Source organism: Nocardia sp. NRRL WC-3656 (assembly GCF_000720265.1).
Classification (GTDB): domain Bacteria; phylum Actinomycetota; class Actinomycetes; order Mycobacteriales; family Mycobacteriaceae; genus Nocardia; species Nocardia nova.
The window spans coordinates 50,061-75,599 of record NZ_JOJF01000002.1; the positions used below are offsets into that span (position 1 = coordinate 50,061).

Here is a 25,539-nt window from a genome sequence, read left to right on the forward strand (position 1 = left end):
GATGGACATAGACAACCAGCACGTGGGGAGCGCCGAGCCCAGCCTCGTCCGTCCGTACTCGCTGACCGCCGGTCGTACGCGGCCGACGGTGGAGTTGGCATTGGAGGCGCTCGTCGCATCGCATCCGGTCGCCCTGGAGCGGCAGTTCGAACTGACCAACATCGAGACGTCAATCGTGGAGTTGTGCAGAGAATCGCCATCTGTCGCGGAACTGGCTGCCCGACTGGGTATTCCGATCGGGGTGGCTCGAGTGCTCGTCGCCGACCTCATCGAGGCGGGACATGTTCGAGTTTCGGCGACTTTGAAAGACGATTCGAGCGACGATGAACGTCGCGAGCTGATCGAAAGGGTTCTCAGTGGACTCCGGCGTATTTGATTCGACGGCCCAGGTCGATACCCGCAACGCCAAGCCGACCTCCGCGAAGATCGTGGTGGCCGGTGGCTTCGGTGTGGGTAAGACGACCTTGGTCGGTGCTGTATCGGAGATCGTTCCGCTGCGCACCGAGGCTTTGGTGACCAACGCCAGTGTGGGCGTTGACAGCCTGACCGCCGTGCCGACGAAGGCCACCACCACGGTGGCCATGGACTTCGGCAGGATCAGCCTCGCCGACGATTTGGTGCTTTATCTGTTCGGCACACCCGGCCAGTACCGCTTCTGGTTCATGTGGGACGACCTGATTCGCGGCGCCATCGGGGCGGTAGTGCTGATCGACACCAGACGGCTGGAGGATTCCTTCGCCGCCGTCGACTACTTCGAGGCTCGTGGGCTGCCGTTCCTGGTGGCCATCAACGAGTTCGACGACGCACCGCGGTACCCCCTGGAGGACATCCGCCAGGCGCTGGCCGTCCCGGCGGACGTGCCGATCATGTCGATCGACGCGCGCCGCCGCGAGCCGGTGAAGCAGGCGCTGGTCTCGGTCACCGAGTACGCGCTGCGCAAAGTGGTTCAGGGTTACTGATACGCCGACGACCGGCCGCACGACGCGGCCGCGTCGGCGCGCGGCGGCACCACGACCGCCGATCGCCCGGTCCGGCGCGGTTACGCTCGGAGCGTGAAGATCTCGGCGCGTGAGTTTTTCGACGGTGTGCTCGATCCCGGTTCGTATCGCGGCTGGGATCGAGAACCGATCGAGGTCGCCACGTCGCCGGCGTATCGCGCGGAACTGACCGCCGCGGTCGAACGCAGCGGCACCGACGAATCGGTGCTGACCGGTGAGGGACGGTTGCGCGGGCGGCGCGTCGCGGTGATCGCGTGTGAATTCGGCTTTCTGGCCGGATCGATCGGCGTGGCGGCCGCCGAGCGCATCGTCACGGCCGTCGAACGCGCCACCGAGCTGGGTCTGCCCCTGCTCGCCTCGCCCACCTCCGGCGGAACCCGGATGCAGGAGGGCACGGTCGCCTTCGTGCAGATGGTGAAGATCGCGGGCGCGGTGGCCGCCCACAAAGCGGCCGGCCACCCCTACCTGGTGTATCTGCGCAATCCCACGATGGGCGGCGTTTTCGCGTCCTGGGGTTCGTTGGGGCACATGACCTTCGCCGAACCCGGGGCGCTGATCGGATTCCTGGGACCCCGGGTGTACGAGGCCCTCTACGACCGGCCGTTTCCGGAAGGCGTGCAGACCGCCGAGAATCTGTATCGCAACGGGGTCATCGACGGGGTCGTGCCGGTCCGGTTCTTCCGCCGGATCGCGCACCGGGTGTTGAATGTGACGACTTCGGTTGCGGGACAGCCTGATTCGCTATCCATCGCTACGTCAGCGCAGGATTTGCCGGTGGTCCCGCCCGGCGACGGCGGCATTGCCGGAGGTTCGGCCGATACCGCTGATTCACCGGACACCGACCGAACCACTTCATCGGCCTGGGAGTCGGTGCTGATCTCCCGCGACCCGCGGCGTCCCGGCATCCGGGAGCTGTTGCGGCAGGCGACCGATCGGGTGCCGTTGAGCGGCACCGGCCAAGGCGAATCCGACCGTACCGTCGTCCACGCCCTGGCCCGGCTGCGCGGCGAGTCGTGCGTGATCTTCGGCCACGACCGGGCCGGCCAGACCGGCGAGAACACCATGGGTCCGGCCGCATTGCGCGAGGCCCGCCGCAGTATGCACCTGGCCGCCGAACTCCGTCTCCCGCTGGTCCTGGTCATCGATACCGCGGGCGCCGCGCTGTCCCAGGAGGCCGAGGAGCGCGGCCTCGCGCCCGAAATCGCCCGCTGCCTAGCGGATTTGGTCACCCTGGACACGCCGACCGTGTCGGTACTGCTCGGCCAGGGCACCGGCGGAGGGGCATTGGCCCTGCTGCCCGCCGACCGTGTCCTCGCCGCGACTCACGCCTGGCTGGCGCCACTCCCGCCGGAAGGCGCCAGCGCCATCGTCTTCCGCGATACGGACCATGCGCCGGAACTGGCCGCCGCCCAACGAGTCGGCGCGGCCGACCTGCGCACCGACGGCGTCGTCGACCGCATCGTCCCGGAGCACCCCGACGCCGCCCACGAACCGATCGACTTCTCCCGCCGTATGGTCGCCGCCGTCGCCGGGGAACTGGCGAGTCTCCGGACCCGACCGACAGCCGATCTGCGCGTCCTTCGCCACCGCCGCTACCGCCGGCTGGGCGTTCCCGGCTGAATATGCGGTTCCGTGCTCCGGCCGCCTTCGTCGTGCGTGCGGGTCCACCCGTCCGCCCGATTCCGAGGAACGCGACCGCAATACGCGCTCACCGGCATCCACCACGATCGGCTGCGAGTGCGCGTCGCGTTCGAGATCGACCTCCACCTCGGACGGGCAACCGAGCGCTGAGGTCCGAGGTTCCGCCTGGTAGGCGCACAGGATCCGAACACGCAGGTGCGCGTCGTTGACGGCTCGGCAAACCGCTTCTACGGTCGGAACGGTGACCTTTCGCAGCGAGAGCAGCACAGTACCGTCGGTGATTCTCAACGACGGCCATCTGATTCCGAGGCTGGGCTTCGGGGTTTTCCAGGTGCCGGAGGGACAGACCTTCGACACGGTGACCGCCGCGCTCGAGGCGGGGTATCGCAGCATCGACACCGCGGCGGCCTACGGGAACGAGGCCGAGGTGGGGCGGGCGATCGCCGAATCGGGGCTGGCGCGCGACGAGGTCTTCATCACTACCAAGCTGTGGAATGCCGACCAGGGGTACGACTCGACGCTGCGCGCGTTCGACGCGAGTATGGAGCGGCTGGGGTTCGAGTATCTGGATCTGTATCTCATCCACTGGCCGGTCGCGAGCGCGGATCGCTACGTGGACACGTTCCGTGCGTTCCAGTCGCTGAAGACGCAGGGCCGCATCGGCTCGATCGGTGTCTCCAATTTCCAGCCGGAACATCTGCGGCGGGTGATCGGGGAGACCGGTGAGGTGCCGGCGGTGAACCAGGTGGAGCTGCATCCGGCGCTCGCGCAGAACACGCTGCGTGCCTTCCACGCCGAGCACGGCATCGCCACCGAGGCGTGGAGTCCGCTCGGCCAGGGCGCGGAACTGAAGGATCCGACCGTGGGCGCGGTCGCCGAACAGGTCGGCCGCACGCCCGCCCAGGTTCTGATCCGGTGGCACCTGCAGCTGGGCAATATCGTCATTCCGAAGTCGGTCAATCCCGAGCGCATCCGGGAGAACTTCGATGTGTTCACTTTCGAACTCGACGTCGAACAGATGACCACCCTCAATGCGCTCGACACCGGCAGCCGCGTCGGCCCCGATCCCGATACGTTCGCGATGGGGCTCGACTGACGCGTTGCCGGCCCCTATTGCAGACCCAGGTAGCGCGTGAGCTCGACCGCTGCGGCGCGCCCTGCCCGATTCGCGCCGATGGTGCTGGCCGACGGCCCGTAACCGATCAAATGGATGCGCGGGTCGGCGGCTACCTGGGTAGCGAGCCGGCCCGTCATCGCGATGCCGCCGCCGGGCCCGCGCAGTCGCAGCGGCGCCAGGTGGTCGAGCGCGCTGCGGAAGCCCGTGGCCCAGAGGATCACGTCGGCGGCCTGAAAGCTGCCGTCGGGCCAGCGCACGCCGTCCGGTTCGATGCGGGCGAACATCGGATGCCAGGTCAGCGCGCCGCGCGCACGGGCGGCGCGAATCCGGTCGTCGACCGGCAGCCCGGTTACCGACACCACCGATCGCGGCGGTAAGCCGCGACGCACCCGGTCCTCGACCATCGCGACCGCCCGGCGGCCCTCGTCGGGACCGAACGGCCCCTCCCGCCAGCGCGGCTCCGTCCGCGACACCCAGGTCGTGCCGGTGACCTGGGAAATCTCGTCCAGCAGCTGGACCGCGGAAATTCCCGCGCCGACCACCACGACGTGCTGACCGGCGAACTCCGCCGCGCTGCGGTAGTCATGAGCGTGCAATTGCCGCCCGGCGAAGGTTTCGGCGCCCGGATAGTACGGAATGAACGGCTTTTCCCAGGTGCCGGTCGCGTTGATCACTCCGCGAACCCGGAGGGTCCGGTCGCCGACACCCGGTAACTCGGGCGGTGCGACGACGGAAATTTCTGCGGCCGAGAGGTTTTCGCCGACCACGGTCTCGACGTGCAACAGCCCGTCCACCAACGTCCCCGGACATGTTGCGGTGGTTGCCCGATCACATACCACCCGTACCGACACCGGCCGGCGAACACGCAGGTCGAAACGCTTCTCGTACAGCTCGAAATAGTGCGGCACCGCGGTCGCGGCGGGTACGGAATCCGAGCCGGGCGGCAGAGTTTCGGTGAACGACATCCCCGGCAGGTCGTGCACGCGATTCACGGTGCTCAAAGTCAGTGAGGGCCAGCGGAATTGCCATGCCCCGCCGGGACCGGGGGAGTGGTCGACGATGAGGAAGTCGGTTCCCGGTGTCAATCCGAGCCGCCGCAGGTGATAGCCGACCGACAGTCCGGCCTGGCCGGCGCCGATCACCACAATCTCGAAATCGGGTGCGGTCACCGCCGTCACAGTACGCGTCGGGTGCGCTGCGGTAACTGTCCGCCGCATACAGTGGAGTCGATACCGACCGGCGGGTGCGGTGAGGTGTGCCCCCGGAAGAGAAACCGCGCGAATGGGGAGAGGTCAGATGCTCGCAGTGAGCCGGGATGGTGACGTGGTCACCATCGAATTACAGCGCCCGCAGCGGCGCAACGCCCTCAACAACGAGTTGGTGGCAGCGTTGCGCGAGGCCGTCACGACCGCAGCGGCCGACGCGCGGGTGATCGTGCTGACCGGTCAGGGGCCGATTTTCAGCGCCGGAGCCGATTTGTCCGGCGTCTACTCGTCGGATTTCCTCGACGGACTGCTCGGTCTGTTGCACACCATCGAAACGGTCCCGGTGCCGGTGATCTCCGCCATCAACGGCGGCGCGCTCGGCGCCGGGGTGCAGCTGGCGCTGGCCTCCGACCTGCGGGTGATGAGCCCGGATTCCTATATCGCCATTCCGGCCGCGAAGCTGGGCATCTCGGTGGACCGCTGGACGGTGCGCCGCCTGGTCTCGCTGATCGGCGGCGGCCCGGCGCGGACCGTGCTGATGGGCGCCGAGAGCGTGTCCGCTTCCGACGCATACACTTTCGGCTTCGCCAACCGCCTCGGCACGCTGGCCGACGCGCAGGAGTGGGCCAAGTCGATCGCCCAGCTCGCCCCGCTCTCGCTGCGCCACCTCAAGCTGGTGTTCAACGACGACGGCACCCGCGGCGAGGACACCCCCGAGCAGCGCGCCGCCCTGGAGGCCGCCTGGCGCAGCGCCGACGCCGAGGAGGCGCGGCTGGCGCGGGAACAGAAGCGCGCGGCGAAGTTCGTGGGGCGCTGATGGCCGGCACCGAGATCGTCGCGGCCGCCCGCAGAGCGGCCCTGGCCGCGGCCGGGCTGGTCGGATTGCGCTGGGTGGCCCGCGCGGCATGGCGGATTCCCGCCGAAATGGGGGCTTCCGCGGCCGCCATCGCACCGCTGGCGACACGGTCGGCGAGCTACCGCGACCGGCAGTTCCACAACACCGAACCCAGCAGTCAGATCACGCCCGGATCCGGCGCATCCCTGCTGCTGTCGGCACTGACCCGGCGCGATGTGGGGCGGCCACCGGCAGAAATCCCGCTGGCGAGCACCGAACATCCGGAGCAGGCGGCAGATCTGGCCGTGACCTGGTTCGGCCACGCCACCGCCCTGATCGAGGTCGACGGCTACCGCATCCTCACCGATCCGGTCTGGAGTGAGCGGGTCTCGCCGTCGCCGCTGATCGGGCCGGCCCGGCTGCATCCGGTCCCGGCGCCGCTGTCCTCGCTGCCGGCGCTGGACGCGGTGGTCATCTCGCACGATCACTACGACCACCTGGATCGTGAGACCGTGCGCGCGCTGGTGGCCGATCAGGACGCCCCGTTCGTGGTGCCGATCGGGATCGGCGCCCATCTGCGCAAATGGCAGGTGCCGGAGGCCCGCATCATCGAATTGGATTGGAATACGTCCACTTCCATCACCCGCCCCGGACTGGGTGAGCTCACCGTGACCTGCGCCGAGGCGCGGCACTTCTCCGGGCGCGGCCTCACCCGCAACACCACGCTCTGGGCGTCGTGGGTGTTCGCGGGGCCGCGGCGGCGGGCCTACTTCGGCGGTGACACCGGGTACACGAAGGCGTTCGCCGAAATCGGCGCGACTCACGGTCCGTTCGATCTCACGCTGCTGCCGATCGGTGCCTACGACGTGCATTGGCCCGATGTGCACATGAACCCCGAGGAGGCGGTGCGCGCCCACGCCGACGTGTGTGTCGGGGAGGCCGAATACGGCATGTTGGTGCCGATTCACTGGGCCACGTTCAACCTGGCTTTCCACGGCTGGTCCGAGCCGGTCCACAGACTTGTTGCGGCGGCGCGTGCAGCGGGTACCCGGGTAGCGGTGCCGCTTCCCGGCGGGCGGATCGATACCAATGCGGTATCACCGCAGGTCTCCTGGTGGGAGGATGTGCGCTAGAAACGCAGTCGACGAGTGAAGGAGTGGGCTTCATGAGTTTGATGGATACGCTCAAAGGGTTGGTGGGTAAGGGCCGCGACGTGGCCTCGCAGAACGCGGAGAAGGTCCACGGCGCTGTCGACAAGGCCGGTGGCTTCGTCAAAGAGAAGACCGGTGGCAAGTACTCCGATCACATCGACAAGGGCACCGAGGCCATCAAGAAGAACATCCCCCAGCAGGGCGGCAAGACCCCGCCGCCGGCTCCCGAGCCGCCCGCCGCGCCCCCGCAGACTCCGCCCGCCACCCCGCCGCAGGCGCCGCAGCCGCCGGAGGGCTGAGCACGAGGCGGGACGCCCGGTACCACCGGGCTCACTCGCCGATCGAGGACGGGCACCGGCCGGAGGTTCACTCCTCCGGCGGGGCCCGTTTTCGCTTTACACTGCGACTATGGCGGCGCGCCGCGAGTTCGGGGGCATCGAGGTCGGTCTGACCAACCTCGACAAGGTGCTGTATCCGGCGACGGGTACCACCAAGGGTGAGGTAATCGACTACTACACCGCCATCGCACCGGCTCTGCTGCCGCATATCGCCGACCGTCCGGTGACGCGTAAGCGCTGGCCCAACGGGGTGCGCGAATCCTCGTTCTTCGAAAAGAATCTGGCCTCGCACGCGCCGAAATGGATTCAGCGCCGGCCGATGGATCATTCCGATCGCCGGGTGAACTATCCGGTCATCGACTCGGTAGCCGGGCTGGCCTGGCTCGGACAGCAGGCGTCGCTGGAAATCCATGTGCCGCAATGGCGTTTCGTCGGCGGATCGCGCGGTCCGGCCACCCGCATCGTCTTCGATCTCGATCCCGGGCCCGGAGTGGACCTGGCCGATTGCGCGACGGTGGCGTTGTGGATTCGCGATACCGTCCGCGACGCCGGTCTCGATGCCTATCCGGTGACCAGCGGCAGCAAGGGCATTCACATCTATGTGCCGCTGGACCGGGTACTGAGTCCCGGTGGCGCCTCGACGGTGGCGAAACAGCTGGCGACCGGGCTGGAGAAGCTGCATCCGGCGCTGGTCACGGCGACGATGGCGAAGGCCGTGCGGCCGGGCAAGATCTTCCTGGACTGGAGCCAGAACAACCCGGCGAAGACGACCATCGCGCCGTATTCGCTGCGCGGGCGTGAGCAGCCGACGGTCGCGGCGCCGCGCAGCTGGGACGAGATCGCCGACCGAAAGCGCCTGCGGCAGTTGCGCTTCGACGAGGTACTCGAGCGGTGGCGTTCCGACGGGGATCTGCTGGCGGGTCTGGATCCGCCCCTGGGGGCCGGTGCGGCGGATCCGCTGCAGACCTACCGGTCCATGCGCGACCCCGCCCGCACGCCGGAACCGGTTCCGCCCGGGCCGCCCGATCCCGGTGCGGGTGATCGCTTCGTGGTGCAGGAACATCACGCTCGGCGACTGCACTGGGATGTGCGACTCGAACGCGACGGTGTGCTGGTGTCGTGGGCGGTGCCGAAGGGGCCGCCGACCTCGCCGTCGCAGAACCGGCTGGCCGTGCACACCGAGGACCATCCCCTGGAATACCTGCATTTCCACGGCACCATCCCGCGCGGTGAATACGGTGCCGGGCAGATGACGATCTGGGACACCGGCACCTACGACACCGAGAAGTGGCGTGCGGACGAGGTGATCGTCCAGTTTCACGGCGAGCGTCTCAGCGGCCGCTACGCCTTCATCCGCACCGACGGCAAGCAGTGGTTGATGCACCTGATGAAATCGCAGGTCGCCGAGCCGGAAGAGGAGGCGGAGCAAGGGGATTCGGCCGACGGTCACCGCGGCGACCCGCAAGGGGTTGCCGGACGTAGCGGCGGCTCCGGCGGGGACGAAAACGGCGTCGCCGAACACGATGTCGCAGCGCGCATCTCGAGCCGGACCGAGACGGGGTCGGGAGGAGCCGAGTTCCCGCGCGGTCTGTCGCCGATGCTGGCGACCTCCGGGGAGGTGGCAAAACTCGGCGCCCGGAACTGGGTCTTCGAGACCAAATGGGACGGGTTCCGGGTCATCACGGAAATCGACGACGGCAACGTGGTGATCCGCAGCCGGGCGGGCAATATCGTCACCGACCGCTATCCGCGCATCGCCGAGCTGGGGCGGCAACTGCGGGGGCATCGGATCGTGCTCGACGGGGAGGCGGTCGTCTTCGATGCCGAGGGTTCGTCGAATCTGGCCCTGTTGCAGGCGGATCCGGCCCATGCGGAACTGGTCGCCTTCGACGTGCTGTATCTGGACGGCACCTCGCTGCTGCGCAAGCGCTACGCGGATCGGCGGCAGGTGCTGGAGGCGCTGGCCGAGGGCGTGCCTTCGCTGCTCGTCCCGCCGCGGCTGGAGGGTTCCGGTGCGGACGCTCTGGAATACAGCCGTGAGCATCGGCTCGAGGGAGTCGTCGCCAAACGCAAGGATTCGGTTTATCTGCCCGGCAAGCGCGGCCAGTCGTGGATCAAGACCCGCAACTGGCGCACCCAGGAGGTGATCATCGGTGGCTGGCGTCGCAGTGCCGCACGAGAATTCGCCTCCCTGCTGGTCGGCGTCCGCTACGACGGCGAGCTGTATTACATCGGCCGGGTGGGTACCGGCTTCAGCGACCGCGAGATGTCGGGGCTGACCGCGCGCCTGCGCCCCCTCCGCCGCAAGACCAGTCCCTTCGCCAACGAGCTGACCGCCGACGAACGCAAGGATGCCGTCTGGGCGACGCCGAAAATCCCCGGCACGGTGCGGTACATGAACTGGACCGAATCCGGGCGGCTGTGGCATCCGGCGTGGGTGCCGGACGAGAAGTAGGTTCCGCCACAACCGGTTTCGGCCTTCCGAACGGGCCGGCTTCCCGCGCGACCGACCCGTTCTCGTGCTGTGGCCCGACGGCCCGGCGCCACGAGGTATGGGCGCCGGACCCTTCGGGATGTTCGGTTGGGCGAGTCAGTTCGTGGTGGCGGTGTACCACTTCGTGGTGCCCGCCGGAGCGCTCAGCGTGCTGATGAGATCGATGGCGGCCACGACCAGCGTGGGTCCGCCGACCACCAGCGAGCCGATGATCGCGCCCGCAGTGGCACCCGTGATGAATCCCGGAATCGCCCCGATACCGCCTGCCGCGGCGCCGACGACCAAGCCGATCACTCCGCCGATGGCGGTACCGATGAAGCTGCCGATCGCGGTTCCGAGCCCGAATTGGGTTGCGAACGCGTTCATCGCGCTCTGATTCTCCAGCGGCGACGCCACCGGGGTCACCGGCGCGGGCCGCGCCGCCGCGGCGTCCTTCACCACGGTCAATTCCAGGACCCGGGCGTCGTCGCGCACCTGGTGGGGCAGAGGGTATTCCACACCGTCCTGCCGCAGAGACAGCGGCAGTGTGACGAGCGCGCGGCCGTCGGCGTCGGTGACGTCGACGGTGCGTCCGTCGGCGTCGACGCGGAAAAAGCCGCCGTCGAGAGTGGTTTCGACGGTATTGCCCGTCAGATGGGTTTCGTAGCGCACCGTGGGTGCGCCGGTATCGGCATGGACAGTGCCTGCCCCGAGGGCGACGGCCACTACTGCCGGAAGGGCAAGAGCGGCGAACTTGCGCAGAAACATTCCGGTTCCAATCTCCATCAGGAAGAAATTCGGCAGCCGAAAACGACGCGCGCTGAGAACCCAATACCCCCGACGTATCTCAACCCCTGCGCGTGGAGCCGCGGTCCGGCTAACTCACGGAAGTAACCGTACCTTCACTCGGCCGCAAAGTGGGGCGAATTCGATCCGCTGACTTCGTGTTTCACAAAGCGAAATGAGTTTGCCGGTTTCGACATGAGATCGCTGAAGATTTGCTTCGGCGAGTTACAGAAACACGCCGATCGCCGCCGCGCCGCCGCACACCACCACCGACAGGACGAGAGCGAGGTAGTCGGCCCGGCGGGGTCCGGCCGGATGCGCGGTCAATTCACCTGTCCCGCCGCGTGCCGTGATGGCCTCACCCAACTCCCCGGCGCGACGGGTGGCGACGGCCATGGCCGCGGTGAGAATGTCCACGAGCGGATTCGCGGCTCCGCGCGCCATCGACCCGTCCTTCGGACGCAGCCGGCGGGCGGCGCGCAACACCCGGATCTCGTCCATCAGCAGTGGCAGTCCGCGCAGAGTCAGCGCCACGACGACCGCCCATTCGTCCACCGGAATCCGCAGAACACGCAGCGGCGCACCGAGTTTGGCCAGGGCGGGAGCGATCTCGCTCATCGGGGTCGTCCAGGCGATCAGGAACGATGTGGTCAGCAACACCAGCCCGAACAGCGTGACCTGGACATACCGCAGTACGGCGGCACCACCGGTCGGGATGGTGATCAGCCCGCCGAGCACGATCAGTGCCCAGAACCACCACGGCAGCCGCGGTAGCGTGCCCAGCGGCAGCCGGGCGATCAGGCCGATCGCGATCAGGAAGGCGACCACCACTCCCAGGACCGGCCACGCGGGCTGCAACATCAGCAGCACACTGATGAAGAAGGCGACGATCATCTTGGTCCCGGCCCACAGCCGATGGATCGGGCTGTCGACCGGCACTTCGCGCAGCAGCACCATACTCATCGCGCACCTCCGAGGGCGTCGCCGTGCCGGCCGCGGCTGCGGCGCTGTGTGCCCCGGGCTCGATCGGTCTCGGGCCGGCCGCCGTCCGTCGCGCCGTTCGTCCCGGGCTGCATCGGTTCGGACCGCGGGCCCGCGATCCCCGTTTCCCCGCGCCCGTCGCCGTCGGCCGGCGGGCCGAGTACGGGTTCGGCCGGCCCCGGGGGCGCCACCGCCGGGGCGCCGGCGGCATCGGCCGAGCTGTCGGCGGCGGCCGCGACGGCAGGCAGGCTTTCCAGGATGAGACCGGATTGCAGGTGGACCGTCCGGTCGCAGACACTCTCCATATCGGCCACATCGTGCGAGATGACGATCAGCGTCAGTCCCGAATCCCGCAGCCGGGCGAGCAGTTCCACCACCTCCGCGCGGCCCTCCGGATCGAGTCCGGCCAGGGGTTCGTCGAGCACCACGACCTGCGGGCGACTGGCGACGATCGCGGCGAGAACCACTCGCTTGGCCTGACCACCCGACAATTCCTCGATCGAGCGGGAGGCCATCGCCCGGTCCAGCCCGACCGCGTCGAGCGCGCGGCCCACCGCCCCGGAACCGGTGCCGTGCCCGCCCCAATCCTCGATCTCGGCGCCGACGGTCTGGCGCTGCAGTTGCAGCCGGGAGTGCTGGAAGGCCAGCTCGACCGCGCCGATGCGCTTGTGCACCGGCCGCGACCCGGTGTAGTCGCACAGCCGGCAACTGCCGGTGGTCGGCACGACGAGTCCCGCCATGATCCAGGCCAGGGTGGATTTTCCCGACCCGTTGCCGCCGACGACGAGCAGTGTCTCCCCGCGATGGACGGTCAGATTCACCCCGCGCAGCGCGGTCGCCGCCCACGGGGTGCCGCGGTTGTAGGTGTGGCGCACATCCCGCAGCTCCAGCAGCGGTTCGCCGATCGGGGAGCGTCGCAGATTGCGCACCGGACGCGGCCAGGCCGGCAGATGGTCGACCTGGCGACCTCCGGAGAGATGGATGACCCGCTCGGCCGCCGCCGCGTCGGCCTCGTGGTGGGTGACCAGGACGACGGCCATCCGGTGCCGGGCGGGCAATCCGGCGAGCAGCGCGACCAGTTCGCGCCGGCCGTCCGGATCGATCATCGAAGTCGCCTCGTCGGCCACGAGCAGTGCGGGATCGCGAGCCAGGGCCGCCGCCACCGCCAGGCGCTGTTGCTGGCCGCCGGACAGGGTCGCGGTCTCCGCGCCACCGAGCCCGCTCAGCCCGACCTCGCACAGCAACGCCTCCACGTCGACCGCCCGCGCGGCCTCGGCGGGCAGCCCCCACACCACGTCGTCGGCGACCAGTACGCCCAGCGTCTGACTCTCGGGCCGCTGCAGCACCAGGGCGGTGCCACCGATCACGCCGAGCCCCGCCGAACCGGGACGTTCGACCGTGCCGCCGGTGGGCGGAAGGCCGGCCAGCAGCCGGGTCAGCGTCGACTTGCCGGATCCGTTGTGGCCGACGACGGCGACGAATTCGCCGATCTCGACGGACAGGTCGATATCGCTCAGCGCATCGGCGCGCGCACCCGGATAGCGGAAGGACACGCCGCGCAACCGGACCGGCACCGGTGCGACCGCGCGGGTATCGGCCGGCGCGTCCAGTCGATCCCGCCCCGGCAGCCACTCCAGCCGATCCAGGACCGAGCCGAGGACGAACCAGGAGAAGACGGCGGTCATGACCACGCCCAGGAATACACCGCCGCCGATGTAGAGCCACCACCAGCTCAGCACGCTGTCGGTGACCGAGACGACACCGTTGCCCAGCGATTCCAGCTGTGGCTGCCGGGAGAGCATGTGATCGATGCCCTGGGCGATATTGCGCACGTTGTCGAAGACCAGCCGGCGCGAGGCGGCGAACAGGTAGAGCATGCCGACCGAGAAGGCCGCCCAGATCAATCCGGCCAGCGACGACAGGAACAGGACGGTGATCAGTCCGCGTCGCCGCCGTTTGACGGTGCCGATGATGCCGCCGATGGTCGCCGCGCTGACCACGGTGGCCGCGGGCACCAGGCCGGCGGCGACGAAGCTCACCAGGGTCGCGGCCACGGTCGCGCCCAGGACGGCGCGCAGCCGGTAGCGCTGCGCCAGCAGGCCCATCGGCACCGCGGCGACCAGATTGAGGGCCGCCGCGTAGGGCACCACCGAGCCGATGGTCACCAGCCCGACGGTCACCCCACCGAGGACCGCCGCGGTGGCGAGTTCGACGGGGCGCAGCGGGCCGTGAGCGATTCGCGGCTCGGCGCCGGCGGAAGGAGGCGCGGTCACGGCTCAAGTCTGCCAGCACCGGCGGACTGCGTGACGGCCCTCGCCGGGGCGGAGGCAGCACGCGGACCGCGTCGGCTGGTCATGACGTATGGACCGGTTCCGGTGCGCGCAGGACGTAGTCGTCCGGATTCAGAGACCGGGTGCGCAAGCGGTACGCGGTGACGGTACCGGGCCAGTTGTTGGTGATCCGCCCGGCGGCATTGCGGTACCAGCTCGAGCACGCGGTCCACGGCGTGCGCAGCAACCGGCGCTGGGTCTGCGCATCGAAGGCCGCCGCGGTCTCGGACTTCACCTCGAGACAGGATCCCGGATGTTCGCTCAGATATGCCACGGCCTGCCGGATGTAGCGGGCCTGGCATTCGATCATGTAGATGATCGAGCCGGTGCCCAGATTGGTGTTGGGTCCGTACATCAGGAACAGATTCGGAAATCCCGGCACCGTCATCCCGAGATATGCGCGGGCCCCCTCGGCCCACACCTTCTCCAGTTCCGCGCCGTCGCGACCGAATATCCGGATCGGCCAGAGGAATTCGCTGCCCTTGAAGCCGGTGCCGTAGACGATCACGTCGGCCGGGTGCACGGTTCCGTCCGCGGTGCGCACGCCCTCGGGCACCACCTCGGCGATGGGCTCGGTCACGACGTCCACATTCGGCCGCATCAGCGCCGGGTAGTACTCGTTGGAGAACAGCACCCGTTTGCACAACACCGGATAGTCGGGGGTCAGCTTCGCGCGCAATCGCGGATCGGGCACGTCGTGGCGAAGCGCGCTGGTACCCAACCAGGTCGCGATGCGCCGGATCGGCGGGATCGCGGTCAAGCCCAGGGAGAAGAACTCCAGAAAGCACCACACCCACAGGCGCTGGGCCAGTCGCAGACCGGGCACGTGTGCGAACAGGGCGTGATGGATCGGCCGGTACTCGCGGTCGGTGCGCCGCACCACCCAGGCAGCGGTCCGCTGGAACAGCGTCAGACGGTCCACCTCGGGTGCGATGGCGGGTACGAATTGGATTGCGCTGGCGCCGGTTCCGATCACCGCGACCCGCTTGCCGGCGAGATCGACATCGTGGTTCCACTGCGCGGAATGGAACGACGGCCCGGCGAACGTCTCGATGCCCGCGATTTCGGGCATCCGCGGGCGCGACAGCTGCCCGACCGCGCTGATCAGCACGTCGGCGGATCGGATGTCGCCGTCGGCGGTGCGAACCGTCCAGCGCCCGGCGTGTTCGTCGAAGCTCGCCTCGGTGACCTCGGCGCCGAATCGGATCCGCTCGAGCAACCGATGTTTCGTCGCCACCGCATGCAGGTAGCCCAGGATCTCGGCCTGACCGGAGTAGCGATGCGGCCAATCCGGCTTCGGTTCGTAGGAGAACGAGTACAGCGGTGAGGGCACGTCGCAGGCCGCGCCCGGATAGGTGTTCTCCCGCCACACCCCGCCCAGGTCGTTCGCCCGCTCCAGAATCGTGAGGTCGTCGAAACCGTTGCGCTGCAGCTCGATTGCCGCGCCGAGTCCCCCGAACCCGGCTCCGACGATGATGACCGACGGCTTGGTAGCGGGCATGCGCGCGCTCCTCGAATCGAGAACAGTATCTCCACTGTAGGCGCGTGCCGCCGCCTCCGAACCCCGTTCCGGAAACCCTGCTCAGCGCGGTTGTACGCGGATCCGGCCGCCCATCGGCACGGTGCGGACGATCGAGGTCAGCCGCCGGTCCGCGACGGCATGCAGCACCACGGACGGGTCGGGCGCGTAGTCGATCGGAACGTCGCCGGGCTCCTCGACCTCCCACGCCCCGCCGATGGCCGAGGCCACACTGGGCGCCACCACCAGCGGCCGCCCACCGAACAGCGTGGTGCCCATGGCGTGCATATGTCCGGTGAGCACGCCGAGAATCCGCGCATCACCGGCGACGGTGCGCTCCAGCCGTTCCGGATCGGCGAGCCGGATGGGATCGACCACCGTCGAGTACATCGGCACCGGCGGGTGGTGCATCGCCACCAGCACGGAGGCGTCCGCGGGCGTGGTGGCCAGCAACCGGTCCAGCCACGCGTAGGTTCGCTCGCCCAGCTCCCCGCCGCCCGAACCGGGAATCGTGGAATCGAGCAGTGCCACGGTGAGCCCGCCGATATAGACGGCCTGATTGATCGGTCCCTCCTCGGCGGCGCCGTCGAGGAGCGTCCGCCGCAGATTGGCCCGGTCGTCGTGGTTGCCGGGCAGGACGTACAGCGGAATATCGGTGGTCAGCGCTTTGCGCGCCTGTTCGTACTGGGCGAGGGTCCCGGATTCGGTGAGGTCGCCGGTCACGAGGATCGCGTCGGGCCGGCGCGGTAATCGGTCGAGGTAGCCGAGAACGGCGGCGACTCGTTCGGCGTTGCGCGAATCCAGGTCGAAGTGGGTATCGCTGAGCTGTGCCAACAGAATCATGGCGTCCGCTTTCTCGTGGGATCGCACCGTTGCGCCCGTCGCCGGGAACGACCTGTGCGAGCCCGTGTGGAATCGGCCCCCGGGTGTGATCGCTTCGGCCGCATGCGTGCCGATACGGCACTTGTCCAGAGTAGAAGGTCCTCAGCGCGCCGTCTGCGTGACGGATGCCACCTTTTATAGCAGAAAGCTATGGGAAAATGCCGGAAACGGCGAGCCGCTATTCCGCAGCGATCCGCTCGAGCAGGGCGGCCGGATCGTCGATGATCGGGCTCGATCCCGTCGAGAAGAAATCCGCACCCGGTACGGCGGTCAACGTGAGTTCGGAATCCACACGCCAGGGTGCCTCCACCCGCAACGACAGCGAGTGCAGATGGGTGCGCGCGTACTCACCCGATTTGTCGAACAGCGGATCGCCCGCGATCGGATAGCCGATCCAGGCCAGGTGAACCCGGATCTGATGCCGCCGCCCGGTGATCGGCCGGGCCAGCAGTACCGTGTGCCGATCGGTCCGCGCCACGGTGGTGAACTCGGTCCGGGACGGATAGTTCTTACCGGCCAGCAGATCGCTCTCGGCGACCGTCCACATCTGCCCCTCCCGCCGGATGGTGTCGCGCGGTGCCGCGATCCGCACCCGATTCTTGCGCCCGACGCTCAACGGCAGGTCGATGACGCCGGTGTCGGGCAGATCGGTGGCGGCGGTGACGACCAGATACCGCTTGTCGGCCGTGCGCTTGGTGAACTGCCTGGTCAGTCCGCCGTGTGCGGCCAGATCCTTGGCGAACAGCACCAGGCCCGAGGTGACCTTGTCGATGCGGTGCACCGGGTAGAGGGTGATTCCCTCGGCCGCGGCCAGCTCGACCAGATCGGTGTCGTGGCGTTCCCCGGTCACGGCGATCCCGGCGGGCTTGTTCAGCGCGATGATCGCCTCGTCCTCGTCGACGAGGAACTGCTGCGCCAGCTGCTGCCAGCCCATCTCCACCGGGTGCGTCTCCACCGGGCCAGATTAGTCCGCGGCGCGATGGCCGAATATCGCCAGGAGGGGTGGGCGCCGCCCGGCCCGGTGTGCTAGAGCCAGGCGTCGTCGAGGTCGGTCGTGGTGCGATCCATCGCGTCGAGCAGATCGAAAAGCGGTGCGGTACGGGGCAATTCCCAGTGGAAGAAGTACCGGGCCGCGACCCGCTTACCGCGGTGGAAGTCCTCGGATCCGCGCGCGGCGGCCACCGCCTGCTCCAGCCAGATCCAGGCAAGCACCACATGTCCGAACGCCTCGAGGTAGGCGGACGAATTCGCCAGTGCCGCTTCCGGATCGGCATCGCGCCACACCGTGGCGGTCGTGGTCGCGATGCGTCCGGCGGCCGCGGCCAGCGCATCGGCGAAGTCACCGAGTTCCGCGTCGCCGGTCGCGCGAGCCCGGTCGACCGTTTCGCCCATGGTGTCGAGCAGCAGGGTCAGTGCCGCGCCGCCGTCCGCGACCACCGCCCGGCCGAGCAGGTCCAGGCTCTGAATGCCGTGTGTCCCTTCGTGAATCGGATTGAGGCGGTTGTCGCGGTAATGCTGTTCGACGTCGTAGTCGCGGGTGTATCCGGCGCCGCCGTGCACCTGGATGGCGAGGTCGTTGGCGGCCAGGCACCACTGGCTCGGCCAGCTCTTCGCGATCGGGGTCAGGACGCGCAGCAGCAGGGCGACGCGCTGCGCCTCGTCGGCGTCCACGGCGCTGCGCTGGCGGTCGATCAGGGTGCCGCAGTACAACTGCAGGCCCAGCGCGCCTTCGGCATAGGCCTTCTGCGCCAGCAGCATTCGGCGAACGTCGGGATGCTGCGCGATCGGGACCTGCGCGCTCGCACCGCCCTTCACCGTCACCGGGCGGCCCTGCGGCCGATTGCGGGCATAGTCGAGGGCCTTGAGGAAGCCGGTGTACCCCAACGCGGTAGCGGCCAGGCCGACGCCCAGGCGCGCCTCGTTCATCATGTGGAACATGTAGGTCAGGCCGCGATTCGGCTCACCCACCAGATAGCCGACCGCACCCGGTGCGCCGCCGGGTGTGAACGCCCCGTCGCCGAAGACCGGCGCCGTGTTCACCGTGCCGCGCCAGCCCATCTTGTGGTTGATGCCGGCCAGCACCACATCGTTGCGCTCGCCGAGCGAACCGTCCTCGGCGGGCAGGTATTTCGGCACGATGAACAGCGAGATGCCGCGGGTTCCGGCATCCGATCCGGGAATGCGCGCCAGGACCAGATGCACGATGTTCTCCGACAGGTCGTGGTCACCGCCGGAGATCCACATCTTGCGGCCGAACAGCCGGTACGTGCCGTCGTCCTGCGGGAGGGCCTTGGTGGTGATGTCGGCCAGCGAGGAACCCGCCTGGGGTTCCGACAGCGCCATCGTGCCGAAGTAGCGCCCGGTGAGCATCGGCCGCACGAAGCGGTCGAGCTGTTCCGAATCCGCGTGCGCGGCGAGCAGGTTGGCGTTGCCGATGGTCAGCAGCGCGTAGCTGGCGGTCGCCACATTGGCGGCGTAGAACCACGCCATGCACGCGGTGAAGACCGTATGCGGCAATTGCATACCGCCCACGCGCTCGTCCATCGCGGCACCGACGAATCCCGCCTCCGCGAAGGCCGACAGCGCCGTCGCCACCTCCGGAATGATGTGCACCTTCTCGCCGTCGAAGGTCGGCTCGTGCAGATCGCCCTGGCGGTTGTGCGGGGCGAAGTACTTCTCGGCCAGCTCCCGGCTCAGCGCGAGCACCTGATCGAAGGTCTCGCGGCTGTGTTCCCGATAGCGCTCGCGCTCGGTCAGCCCGGTCACGTCGAGCCACTCGTAGAGCAGGAAATCGAGGTCGCGAGCGGACAAGATGAGCGAATCCATATCCCAAGCCTGCTGGGCAACGCCCGCGCGCGCAAGGTGCGCGGGCGTGGCGCCGCGCGACGGCTCCCGCGTGGCATGTCCGGCGCCGTCGGGCCGGGCGGGTGCGCCGGGACGGTGTGCGCCGGGAAAGTGGGCTCAGCCGGCCCGGGCGACGAGGGGGGCGATGAAGCGCTCCAGCATGTCGCGCTCCTCGGCCTCGTCCCGGCCGGGCACCGTGAGCAGCGAGACGATGATGCGGGTCAGCCAGCGGGCCAGCCGCGCCCAATCATCGTGTGCCGAGGATGTTTCCGCGGTGAACAGCGAGCGGGCGATGGCCTCGATCACCTCGGAGGTCTGGGCGATCTGCAGGGTCGCTCCGGCGTCGTCGGGCCGGAACCAGGCGATCAGCAGCGGGTCCGAACGCACCGCGCGGAGACTGGCCAGCACTCCGGCGACGGCGCGTTCGCCGGGGTCGGCGATCGTCCCGATCTCGGCGGTGACGCGGGCGCCCACCCGCCGTGCCTCGCGATGCACGTATGCCAGTTGCACCGCCTGCCGGCTGTCGAAGTAGCGGTACAGCGTCGCCCGCGAGCAGCCGGCGGCCTTGGCGATATCGCCCATCTGGGTCGCGTTCACGCCGCGTTCGGAGAACAGGCTCGCGGCGGCATCCAGGATCCGCTCGGCCGCCTGCAGGGAGCGCGGATGCGCCAGCCAGTCGCTCATGCCGGGACGAAGGGGACGTTGACCGGCCAGCGCACGTAATTGCCCTCGGTGTATCGGACGCCGTCCGGATCCACGGAGAAGTCCGGGCACCGGGCCAGCAGTTCCCGCAGCGCGATGGTGGCCTGCATGCGGGCGGCGGCCGCGCCGAGGCAGTGGTGGTTGCCGTTGCCGAAGGTGAGGATGTTCTTCGGATTCCGCGTCACATCGAGTTCGCTTGCGTCCGAACCGTATTCGCGCTCGTCCCGGTTGGCCGACGCGTACAGCATCAGCACCCGCCGTCCCGCCGGAATGGTGACGCCCTCGATCTCGACGTCGCGGGTGGTGGTGCGGGCCAGACCCTGCACCGGCGAGGTCATGCGCAGGAATTCGTCGACCGCGCCCGGGATCAGGCTCGGATCGTCGAGCAGGCGCTGCCGCTGTTCGGGGTAGCCGGTCAGCAATTGCACCGCGCCGCCGAGATTTCCGGTGGTGGTGTCGTTGCCGCCGGTGATCATCGTGAACGCGAAACCGATGATCTGCAGGATTTCGCCGAAGTCGCCGTCGGCGCCGAGTCCCGAGGCCACCAGATGGGCGACGGTGTCGTCCGCCGGTTCGAGTTTGCGCTTCTCGATCATCGCGATGAAGTACTGGGTCAGCTCACCGACCGCCTCCTGCGCATGCTCGATGCCGCCGGTCGCCGAGGCCGCCACGATCGCCTCGCTCCAGCGATCGAACTGTGCCCGGTCCTCTTCCGGCACCCCGAGATAATGCGCCACCACCATGGTCGGCAGCGGTTTGAACAACTCCACCGAGATGTCACCGCCACCGGCCGCGCGCAGCTTCTCCAGCCGCTCGATCACGAACGCCTCGACCGCGGGCCGGATCTCCTGGACCTGCCGCGGCGTGAACCCCTTGGCCACGCGGCGCCGGAAGACGGTGTGGTCCGGCGGATCGGTGAAGACGAACGGCCGGTTCTCGCCGAGCCCGATCTCGCTGAGATTGTTGTAGTCGACCGTCAGACCCTGAGCCGAGGAGAACGTCTCGGGATCGCGCACCGCCGCGTAGATGTCGGCGTAGCGCGAAAGGACGTAGTAGTCCTCGTGCGGGCGGTTCTCGGGGACGACGTGGTGCACCGGATCGGATTCCCGCAAGGCGGCGTACATCGGCCAGGGGTCGCGCCAGGAGTCGCCGGAACGCAAGGTGAAGCGTGCCTCGTGAGACATCATTGTGCTCATGTGTCGACGGTAAGACAAATAGCCGAGTATGTCTAGAACTTGTTTCATCGGTAGCGGTCCGCCGCTCGCGCACCGGGACCGATACCGGGCGACCCGCCGGTGAGATCGGTACTGTGGGCTGACCAGCGCCGCCCGTCGGACAAGGAGCGCCCATGCGAACCGGTCCCGCTCTGCGAGAGTTCTTCCGGCGCAAGCCGATCGACCAGATCCAGGACGAATCCGCCACCACCCTGCACCGCACGCTGGGCCTGTGGCAGCTGACCGCCATCGGGGTGGGCGGCATCATCGGCGCCGGCATCTTCACGCTGGCCGGTGCGGTCGCGAATCAGACCGCCGGCCCGGCCGTCCTCGTCTCCTTCCTGATCGCCGGCGTCGCGAGCGCCGCCGCCGCGCTGTCCTACGCCGAATTCGCGGGACTCATTCCGCGCGCCGGTTCGGCCTACACTTACGGTTACGCCGTACTCGGCGAACCGGTGGGCTGGTTCATCGGCTGGGATCTGCTGCTCGAATACACCGCGATCGTGTCGGTGGTGGCGATCGGCATCTCCGGCTACATCCAATTCCTGTTGGGACAGTTGGATATCGAGCTCCCCGAGTGGATGCTGGGTGCGCCGGGAACCGGGCACGGCCATGTGGTGGATCTGTTCGCCGCGATGCTGTGCCTGCTCATCGCCGCCCTGCTGAACCTGGGTATCCGGGCCGCGGCGCGATTCGAAACCTTCGTGGTGGGCCTGAAGATCGTGGTCGTCGTGGTGGTGATCGCGGTCGGGTTCTTCCACATCGATTCCGCCAACTACCACCCGTACTTCCCGTTCGGCATGTCCGGCGCGGTCACCGGGGCGGCGACCGTTTTCTTCGCGGTCTTCGGCTACGACGCGATGTCGACCGCGGCCGAGGAGTCGGTGGACGCGAAACGTCATCTGCCCAAGGCGATTCTGTTGTCGCTGGCGGTGTCGATGGTGCTCTATGTGCTGGTCTGTCTGGTCCTGACCGGAATGCAGCACTACACCGACATCGACCCGGAGAGCGGGCTGTCCACCGCCTTCGAATCCGTCGGCCTGCCCGGGCTGGGCAGTCTGATCGCGGCCGGCGCCATCGTCGGCATCATGACGGTGCTGTTCACCTTCATGCTCGGCGTCACCCGCGTCTGGTATTCGATGAGCCGGGACGGCTTGCTGCCCCAGTGGTTTGCCAAAACCCACCCGGTACGCCAGGTGCCCACGCGGATCACCTGGATCGTCGGTGTCGCCTCGGCGGTGATCGCGGGACTGCTGCCGATCGGCCAGGCCGCCGAGCTGACCAATATCGGCATCCTGCTGGCCTTCATCGTGGTCTGTGCGGCGGTGATCGTGCTGCGCTATCGCCGTCCGGATCTGCCGCGCGGCTTCCGCACGCCGGGGATGCCGGTGGTGCCCCTGCTCGGCATCGGCTTCTCGATGTGGCTGATCACCTACCTGCAACCGGTGACGTGGTTGCGCTTCGCCGTCTGGTTCGCCGTCGGCGCGATCGTCTACCTGACCTACAGCCGCCGCCATTCTCTGCTGGCGACCGGCCCGGATGCGTCCGCGACCCCCGCCGGACGGCCGTAGGGATTGTATCGAGATACCAGCGATATCTGAGGTATTTCGCGAATTTATCGTTTTGTTATTCGAATTGGCGCGTTCGGTATTTGGTTTCTCCCCGACCGTGGCGAATCATTGCTCCCCGGATCCAACGATCGACTGATCACCGTGGTGTTTCGGAAATCTGCTCTCGCTACGAGATTCGGAGGAACGCATCATGGCAGGAACCGAGGCGGGTCGATGTACCCGCTTTCCGGGTCGTAGGGCCTGGTCGACCGCGGCAACGCTGGTCGTTCTGTTCGGCGCGGCGGACACGATGGTGGCGACCGCCGGCCCCGCACACGCCGGCTCGCCGATACCCGCCCCGGTCGTACCGGGAATTCCACTACCGCCGCAGTTCACAATTCCCGGGCTCTTCCCGGAAATCCATCCGGCCCCGCCGGAGCCCATGAAATCGGTCGGTGAGCGGGCGCTCGAGGCCGCCGAGTCCAAGATCGGCTCGGCCTACCGCTCGGGTGCCACCGGTCCCGATGCGTTCGACTGCTCGGGTCTGGTGCAGTGGGCGTACCGGCAGGTCGGGGTGGACCTGCCGCGGACGAGCTACGACCAGCTGACCGCCGGCACGCCGGTCGACCTGGATGCGCTGCAACCGGGCGATCTCGTGTCGTTCTACGGCGGCGGACACTCCGCTCTCTACGCGGGTGACGGCACGGTCGTGCACGCCGCGACGAGCGGTGAGGGTGTCATCCGATCGGCGATCGCGCAGATGCCGGTCACCGGCGCCCGCCGCTTCTGACGCCGCCGGCGGGTGCGCCCCGCGGCTCGCCGATCCAGGGGTTCGAATCCGCCGCGAGGATATGTTGCGCGACAATGTGCATCGAGATCGAGTATCGAGATCGACCAGCATTGGACTGCAACGTGAATCGCGGAGGAGGGGGCCGGTGGCCGAGACTCGGGCGAATGCCGACGAGCCGTTCGGGCCGGTGCGCCCCTCGGATGCGGTCGACGGCTGGGAGTTGGCCGGTGACGGCACCCGCTGGTGGCTGGTCAAGGCGTTCGGCGATGCGCGCGGTCTGGTGAAGCCGACCACGCTGACCACCTGCGCCTGGCGTATCGAAACCGCCGACGGCCGGATGTTGCGCGAGGTCAGCGCGCGATCGGTCGCGGAGGCGAAAAACGCTGCGGAAGAATGGATCCGGAGGACGATCGGCTGAGCGTTCGCTCGGCCGATCGTCCGTATCACCCGGCTATCGACGGGTCGACTGCCGCTTCGAAATCGCCTGCAGGCTGAATGCCGGTGCGGGCTGATCGGGTGCGGGAGATTCCTCGGTGTAGGCGCGCGGCCACGCGCGGCCGCTGTCGGCGAGATCGAGATCGTTCGTGTCATCGGCATCGTCGCGTCGCGAGGGTCCGTCGACCTCGGCGAGTCCGACGAGCACCACGAGCATGATGGTGACGAGCGTGACCACCATGATCAGCGGGGTGAGCAGCTGCACCGAGTCGACACCGCCGGTCGGCTCGGCCATGTTGTCCATGCGGTGCGCCGTCATGGATGCCATTCCGGTGTAATGCATTCCGCAGACCGCCAGGCCCATGATGGCCGCCGCGCCGATGGTGGCGGCGAACCCGCGCACGTGCAGGACGAACCACAGTGCCGCGGTCGCGGCCACCACGGCGATCAGCAGCGACAGGGCCACCAGTCCGGTGCTGTATTCGATGTGTGCGCCGGCGTTCATGGCATGCATGCCGAGGTAGTGCATGGCCGCGACGCCGAATCCGGTGATCATGCCGCCGAGGGGGAGTGCGATCACCTCCCGGTGCCCGCGCACCACGATCGACAGTCCGGCCCACACCACGACGATCGCGATGGCCGCGCTGAGCAGCGTCATCGGCACGTCGTAGCGGATGTTCGCGCCGTGGATCGAGAAACCGAGCATGGCGGTGAAGTGCATGACCCAGATGCCGGCGCCGCCGAGCGAGACGGCCGCGGCGATCAACCAGCCGCCCGGCCAGCGCGAGGCCCGGGCGTGGGTGGCGCAGCGCAGCGCCAGAACGGATCCGATGAAGGACATGACATAGGCCAGGACCGGGGTTACCCAGCCGTGGCTGAAGTGGTCGAGCTCGAGCACGAGGTCTCCCGAAGCGAAAGAGGGGTTATCGATTCGTGACCGGACGATAGTTCACATTGCTCATGGTCGTTACTCGCGCCCGTTCGTATCCGGGTGCGGCCGACCTCTCTCGCCGTCCGGCAAATGTGCAGGTGACACAGGTTCACGGGGTGTGTGCACGGGGTTTGCCGGAGTGTCGCCTGATGGACATCGAACCGGAGGTGTGTTCTGGCGCACTTGCGCCACCTTGGGGACCTATGGCCCTTGACAGGTTTATCGGACGAATCCGGACGTTCGGGACTATCGCAAGACGATACTGTATAGATATGATATGAAAATCATAGAATATGGTTTCGGGAGTACTGGAGGTGCCGGAATGGATGCGCAGCGGTATCGGCGGATGGTCAATCGGGTCAATCCGCTCGTGGTCGGGCTGCAACGGCTGGGAATCGGTTTCGGTCCGATGCAACTGCTCACCGTCGCCGGTCGGCGCAGCGGGCAACCGCGCACCTTCCCGATCGCGGTCAACGAGTTGAGTGGGGCGCACTACATCGTGCAGGCCTATCCGCGGGCGGCCTGGGTGGCCAACGTGCGGGCGGCCGATTCGGTCACGCTGACGCGCGGACGGAAATCCTCGACCGCGCGACTGGTCGAGGTTCCGGTCGAGCAGCGCGGGGCGCTGCTGCGGGAATTGGTCGGAGCCGGGCCCGCCAGTGTCGGAAACCGTTTCGTCACAACCGGTTTGGCCGAGGTGGGAACTCCCGACGGAGTGGCGGCGGCGGCCGAGCGCATCGCGGTGTTCCGGGTCGAACCGCACTGACCTGCCGGGTTCGTCCGCGCCGGGGATATCATATGAAAATCGTATGAATCG

The 25,539-nt window shown here is 68.3% G+C and carries 23 protein-coding genes; 12 read left to right on the top strand and 11 right to left on the bottom strand.

Annotated elements, in window-relative coordinates:
• Position 1 precedes the first annotated feature (1 nt).
• The 4 genes from IG65_RS0103195 to IG65_RS0103215 all read left to right on the top strand — a co-directional run bounded on the left by IG65_RS0103195 (position 2) and on the right by IG65_RS0103215 (position 3,735).
• Positions 2-376 carry a DUF742 domain-containing protein gene (locus tag IG65_RS0103195; protein WP_025347064.1) on the top strand — a complete coding sequence of 125 codons (375 nt, stop codon included), beginning with the start codon at positions 2-4 and terminating at the stop codon, positions 374-376.
• The gene (locus IG65_RS0103200; RefSeq protein WP_174553921.1) at positions 357-959 is read left to right on the top strand and encodes an ATP/GTP-binding protein; all 603 of its coding nucleotides are present in this window, start codon (positions 357-359) and stop codon (positions 957-959) included. Before IG65_RS0103195 ends, IG65_RS0103200 begins: the two co-directional genes overlap by 20 nt.
• 93 nt (positions 960-1,052) lie before the next feature.
• On the top strand, positions 1,053-2,618 hold the full coding sequence (locus tag IG65_RS0103205) for a carboxyl transferase domain-containing protein (protein WP_030513296.1): 1,566 nt from the start codon (positions 1,053-1,055) through the stop codon (positions 2,616-2,618).
• A gap of 262 nt (positions 2,619-2,880) precedes the next feature.
• A complete protein-coding gene (locus IG65_RS0103215) occupies positions 2,881-3,735 on the top strand; it encodes an aldo/keto reductase (protein WP_030513297.1) in 855 nt (284 codons plus the stop codon).
• 14 nt (positions 3,736-3,749) lie between these two features.
• On the opposite strand, the gene IG65_RS0103220 is transcribed toward IG65_RS0103215, so the two are convergent.
• Entirely contained in the window at positions 3,750-4,973 is a 1,224-nt protein-coding gene (locus IG65_RS0103220) for an NAD(P)-binding domain-containing protein (protein ID WP_051755253.1), read from the bottom strand.
• A 79-nt stretch (positions 4,974-5,052) separates the two neighbouring features.
• Between IG65_RS0103220 and IG65_RS0103225 the strand changes: the two genes are divergently transcribed.
• From IG65_RS0103225 to IG65_RS0103240, 4 genes are all read left to right on the top strand, one after another.
• Positions 5,053-5,778 (top strand): enoyl-CoA hydratase, encoded by a 726-nt coding sequence (locus IG65_RS0103225; RefSeq protein ID WP_030513299.1) that lies wholly within the window; start codon positions 5,053-5,055, stop codon positions 5,776-5,778.
• Positions 5,778-6,929, top strand: coding sequence for an MBL fold metallo-hydrolase (locus IG65_RS0103230; protein ID WP_030513300.1), 1,152 nt, complete (start codon positions 5,778-5,780; stop codon positions 6,927-6,929). Before IG65_RS0103225 ends, IG65_RS0103230 begins: the two co-directional genes overlap by 1 nt.
• A gap of 32 nt (positions 6,930-6,961) precedes the next feature.
• Positions 6,962-7,246 carry an antitoxin gene (locus IG65_RS36415; protein ID WP_030513301.1) on the top strand — a complete coding sequence of 95 codons (285 nt, stop codon included), beginning with the start codon at positions 6,962-6,964 and terminating at the stop codon, positions 7,244-7,246.
• Positions 7,247-7,355: 109 nt separating this feature from the next.
• A complete protein-coding gene (locus tag IG65_RS0103240) occupies positions 7,356-9,740 on the top strand; it encodes an ATP-dependent DNA ligase (protein ID WP_030513302.1) in 2,385 nt (794 codons plus the stop codon).
• Between the two features lie 135 nt (positions 9,741-9,875).
• Here the strand turns inward: IG65_RS0103240 and IG65_RS0103245 are convergent, their stop codons facing one another.
• The 9 genes from IG65_RS0103245 to IG65_RS0103285 all read right to left on the bottom strand — a co-directional run bounded on the left by IG65_RS0103245 (position 9,876) and on the right by IG65_RS0103285 (position 20,998).
• The gene (locus IG65_RS0103245; protein ID WP_227463040.1) at positions 9,876-10,544 is read right to left on the bottom strand and encodes an ammonium transporter; all 669 of its coding nucleotides are present in this window, start codon (positions 10,542-10,544) and stop codon (positions 9,876-9,878) included.
• Between the two features lie 225 nt (positions 10,545-10,769).
• Positions 10,770-11,507, bottom strand: coding sequence for an energy-coupling factor transporter transmembrane protein EcfT (locus IG65_RS0103250; protein ID WP_030513304.1), 738 nt, complete (start codon positions 11,505-11,507; stop codon positions 10,770-10,772).
• Positions 11,504-13,798, bottom strand: a complete 2,295-nt coding sequence (locus tag IG65_RS0103255) for an ATP-binding cassette domain-containing protein (RefSeq protein WP_081879232.1) — start codon at positions 13,796-13,798, stop codon at positions 11,504-11,506. The genes IG65_RS0103250 and IG65_RS0103255 overlap by 4 nt, the downstream gene beginning before the upstream one ends.
• A gap of 79 nt (positions 13,799-13,877) precedes the next feature.
• A complete protein-coding gene (locus tag IG65_RS0103260) occupies positions 13,878-15,356 on the bottom strand; it encodes an NAD(P)/FAD-dependent oxidoreductase (protein ID WP_030513306.1) in 1,479 nt (492 codons plus the stop codon).
• An 81-nt stretch (positions 15,357-15,437) separates the two neighbouring features.
• Positions 15,438-16,217: a metallophosphoesterase gene (locus IG65_RS0103265; RefSeq protein ID WP_030513307.1), complete on the bottom strand. Its 780-nt coding sequence runs from the start codon at positions 16,215-16,217 to the stop codon at positions 15,438-15,440.
• Positions 16,218-16,434: 217 nt separating this feature from the next.
• Positions 16,435-17,211 (bottom strand): RluA family pseudouridine synthase, encoded by a 777-nt coding sequence (locus IG65_RS0103270; RefSeq protein WP_231509036.1) that lies wholly within the window; start codon positions 17,209-17,211, stop codon positions 16,435-16,437.
• A 71-nt stretch (positions 17,212-17,282) separates the two neighbouring features.
• Positions 17,283-19,082, bottom strand: a complete 1,800-nt coding sequence (locus tag IG65_RS0103275; protein ID WP_030513309.1) for an acyl-CoA dehydrogenase — start codon at positions 19,080-19,082, stop codon at positions 17,283-17,285.
• Positions 19,083-19,217: 135 nt separating this feature from the next.
• Positions 19,218-19,784: a TetR/AcrR family transcriptional regulator gene (locus IG65_RS0103280; RefSeq protein ID WP_030513310.1), complete on the bottom strand. Its 567-nt coding sequence runs from the start codon at positions 19,782-19,784 to the stop codon at positions 19,218-19,220.
• Positions 19,781-20,998: a cytochrome P450 gene (locus IG65_RS0103285; protein WP_030513311.1), complete on the bottom strand. Its 1,218-nt coding sequence runs from the start codon at positions 20,996-20,998 to the stop codon at positions 19,781-19,783. Before IG65_RS0103285 ends, IG65_RS0103280 begins: the two co-directional genes overlap by 4 nt.
• A 152-nt stretch (positions 20,999-21,150) precedes the next feature.
• On the opposite strand from IG65_RS0103285, the gene IG65_RS0103290 reads away from it, so the two are divergent.
• From IG65_RS0103290 to IG65_RS0103300, 3 genes are all read left to right on the top strand, one after another.
• A complete protein-coding gene (locus IG65_RS0103290; RefSeq protein ID WP_036523068.1) occupies positions 21,151-22,587 on the top strand; it encodes an amino acid permease in 1,437 nt (478 codons plus the stop codon).
• 289 nt (positions 22,588-22,876) lie between these two features.
• A complete protein-coding gene (locus IG65_RS0103295; RefSeq protein ID WP_051755254.1) occupies positions 22,877-23,356 on the top strand; it encodes a C40 family peptidase in 480 nt (159 codons plus the stop codon).
• 145 nt (positions 23,357-23,501) lie between these two features.
• On the top strand, positions 23,502-23,774 hold the full coding sequence (locus IG65_RS0103300; protein WP_030513314.1) for a hypothetical protein: 273 nt from the start codon (positions 23,502-23,504) through the stop codon (positions 23,772-23,774).
• Positions 23,775-23,807: 33 nt separating this feature from the next.
• Here the strand turns inward: IG65_RS0103300 and IG65_RS0103305 are convergent, their stop codons facing one another.
• Positions 23,808-24,689 (bottom strand): MHYT domain-containing protein, encoded by an 882-nt coding sequence (locus IG65_RS0103305; RefSeq protein ID WP_051755256.1) that lies wholly within the window; start codon positions 24,687-24,689, stop codon positions 23,808-23,810.
• A gap of 355 nt (positions 24,690-25,044) precedes the next feature.
• Between IG65_RS0103305 and IG65_RS0103310 the strand changes: the two genes are divergently transcribed.
• On the top strand, positions 25,045-25,488 hold the full coding sequence (locus IG65_RS0103310; protein ID WP_030513316.1) for a nitroreductase family deazaflavin-dependent oxidoreductase: 444 nt from the start codon (positions 25,045-25,047) through the stop codon (positions 25,486-25,488).
• The last annotated feature ends 51 nt before the right edge of the window (positions 25,489-25,539 follow it).

Coding starts and splice junctions, on each gene's coding strand:
- IG65_RS0103195 (WP_025347064.1), top strand. CDS start 2: ATGGACATAGACAACCAGCACGTGGGGAGCGCCGAGCCCAGCCTCGTC.
- IG65_RS0103220 (WP_051755253.1), bottom strand. CDS start 4,973: ATGCGGCGGACAGTTACCGCAGCGCACCCGACGCGTACTGTGACGGCG.
- IG65_RS0103225 (WP_030513299.1), top strand. CDS start 5,053: ATGCTCGCAGTGAGCCGGGATGGTGACGTGGTCACCATCGAATTACAG.
- IG65_RS0103230 (WP_030513300.1), top strand. CDS start 5,778: ATGGCCGGCACCGAGATCGTCGCGGCCGCCCGCAGAGCGGCCCTGGCC.
- IG65_RS36415 (WP_030513301.1), top strand. CDS start 6,962: ATGAGTTTGATGGATACGCTCAAAGGGTTGGTGGGTAAGGGCCGCGAC.
- IG65_RS0103240 (WP_030513302.1), top strand. CDS start 7,356: ATGGCGGCGCGCCGCGAGTTCGGGGGCATCGAGGTCGGTCTGACCAAC.
- IG65_RS0103245 (WP_227463040.1), bottom strand. CDS start 10,544: ATGGAGATTGGAACCGGAATGTTTCTGCGCAAGTTCGCCGCTCTTGCC.
- IG65_RS0103250 (WP_030513304.1), bottom strand. CDS start 11,507: ATGAGTATGGTGCTGCTGCGCGAAGTGCCGGTCGACAGCCCGATCCAT.
- IG65_RS0103260 (WP_030513306.1), bottom strand. CDS start 15,356: ATGCCCGCTACCAAGCCGTCGGTCATCATCGTCGGAGCCGGGTTCGGG.
- IG65_RS0103265 (WP_030513307.1), bottom strand. CDS start 16,217: ATGATTCTGTTGGCACAGCTCAGCGATACCCACTTCGACCTGGATTCG.
- IG65_RS0103275 (WP_030513309.1), bottom strand. CDS start 19,082: ATGGATTCGCTCATCTTGTCCGCTCGCGACCTCGATTTCCTGCTCTAC.
- IG65_RS0103280 (WP_030513310.1), bottom strand. CDS start 19,784: ATGAGCGACTGGCTGGCGCATCCGCGCTCCCTGCAGGCGGCCGAGCGG.
- IG65_RS0103285 (WP_030513311.1), bottom strand. CDS start 20,998: ATGAGCACAATGATGTCTCACGAGGCACGCTTCACCTTGCGTTCCGGC.
- IG65_RS0103290 (WP_036523068.1), top strand. CDS start 21,151: ATGCGAACCGGTCCCGCTCTGCGAGAGTTCTTCCGGCGCAAGCCGATC.
- IG65_RS0103295 (WP_051755254.1), top strand. CDS start 22,877: ATGGTGGCGACCGCCGGCCCCGCACACGCCGGCTCGCCGATACCCGCC.
- IG65_RS0103310 (WP_030513316.1), top strand. CDS start 25,045: ATGGATGCGCAGCGGTATCGGCGGATGGTCAATCGGGTCAATCCGCTC.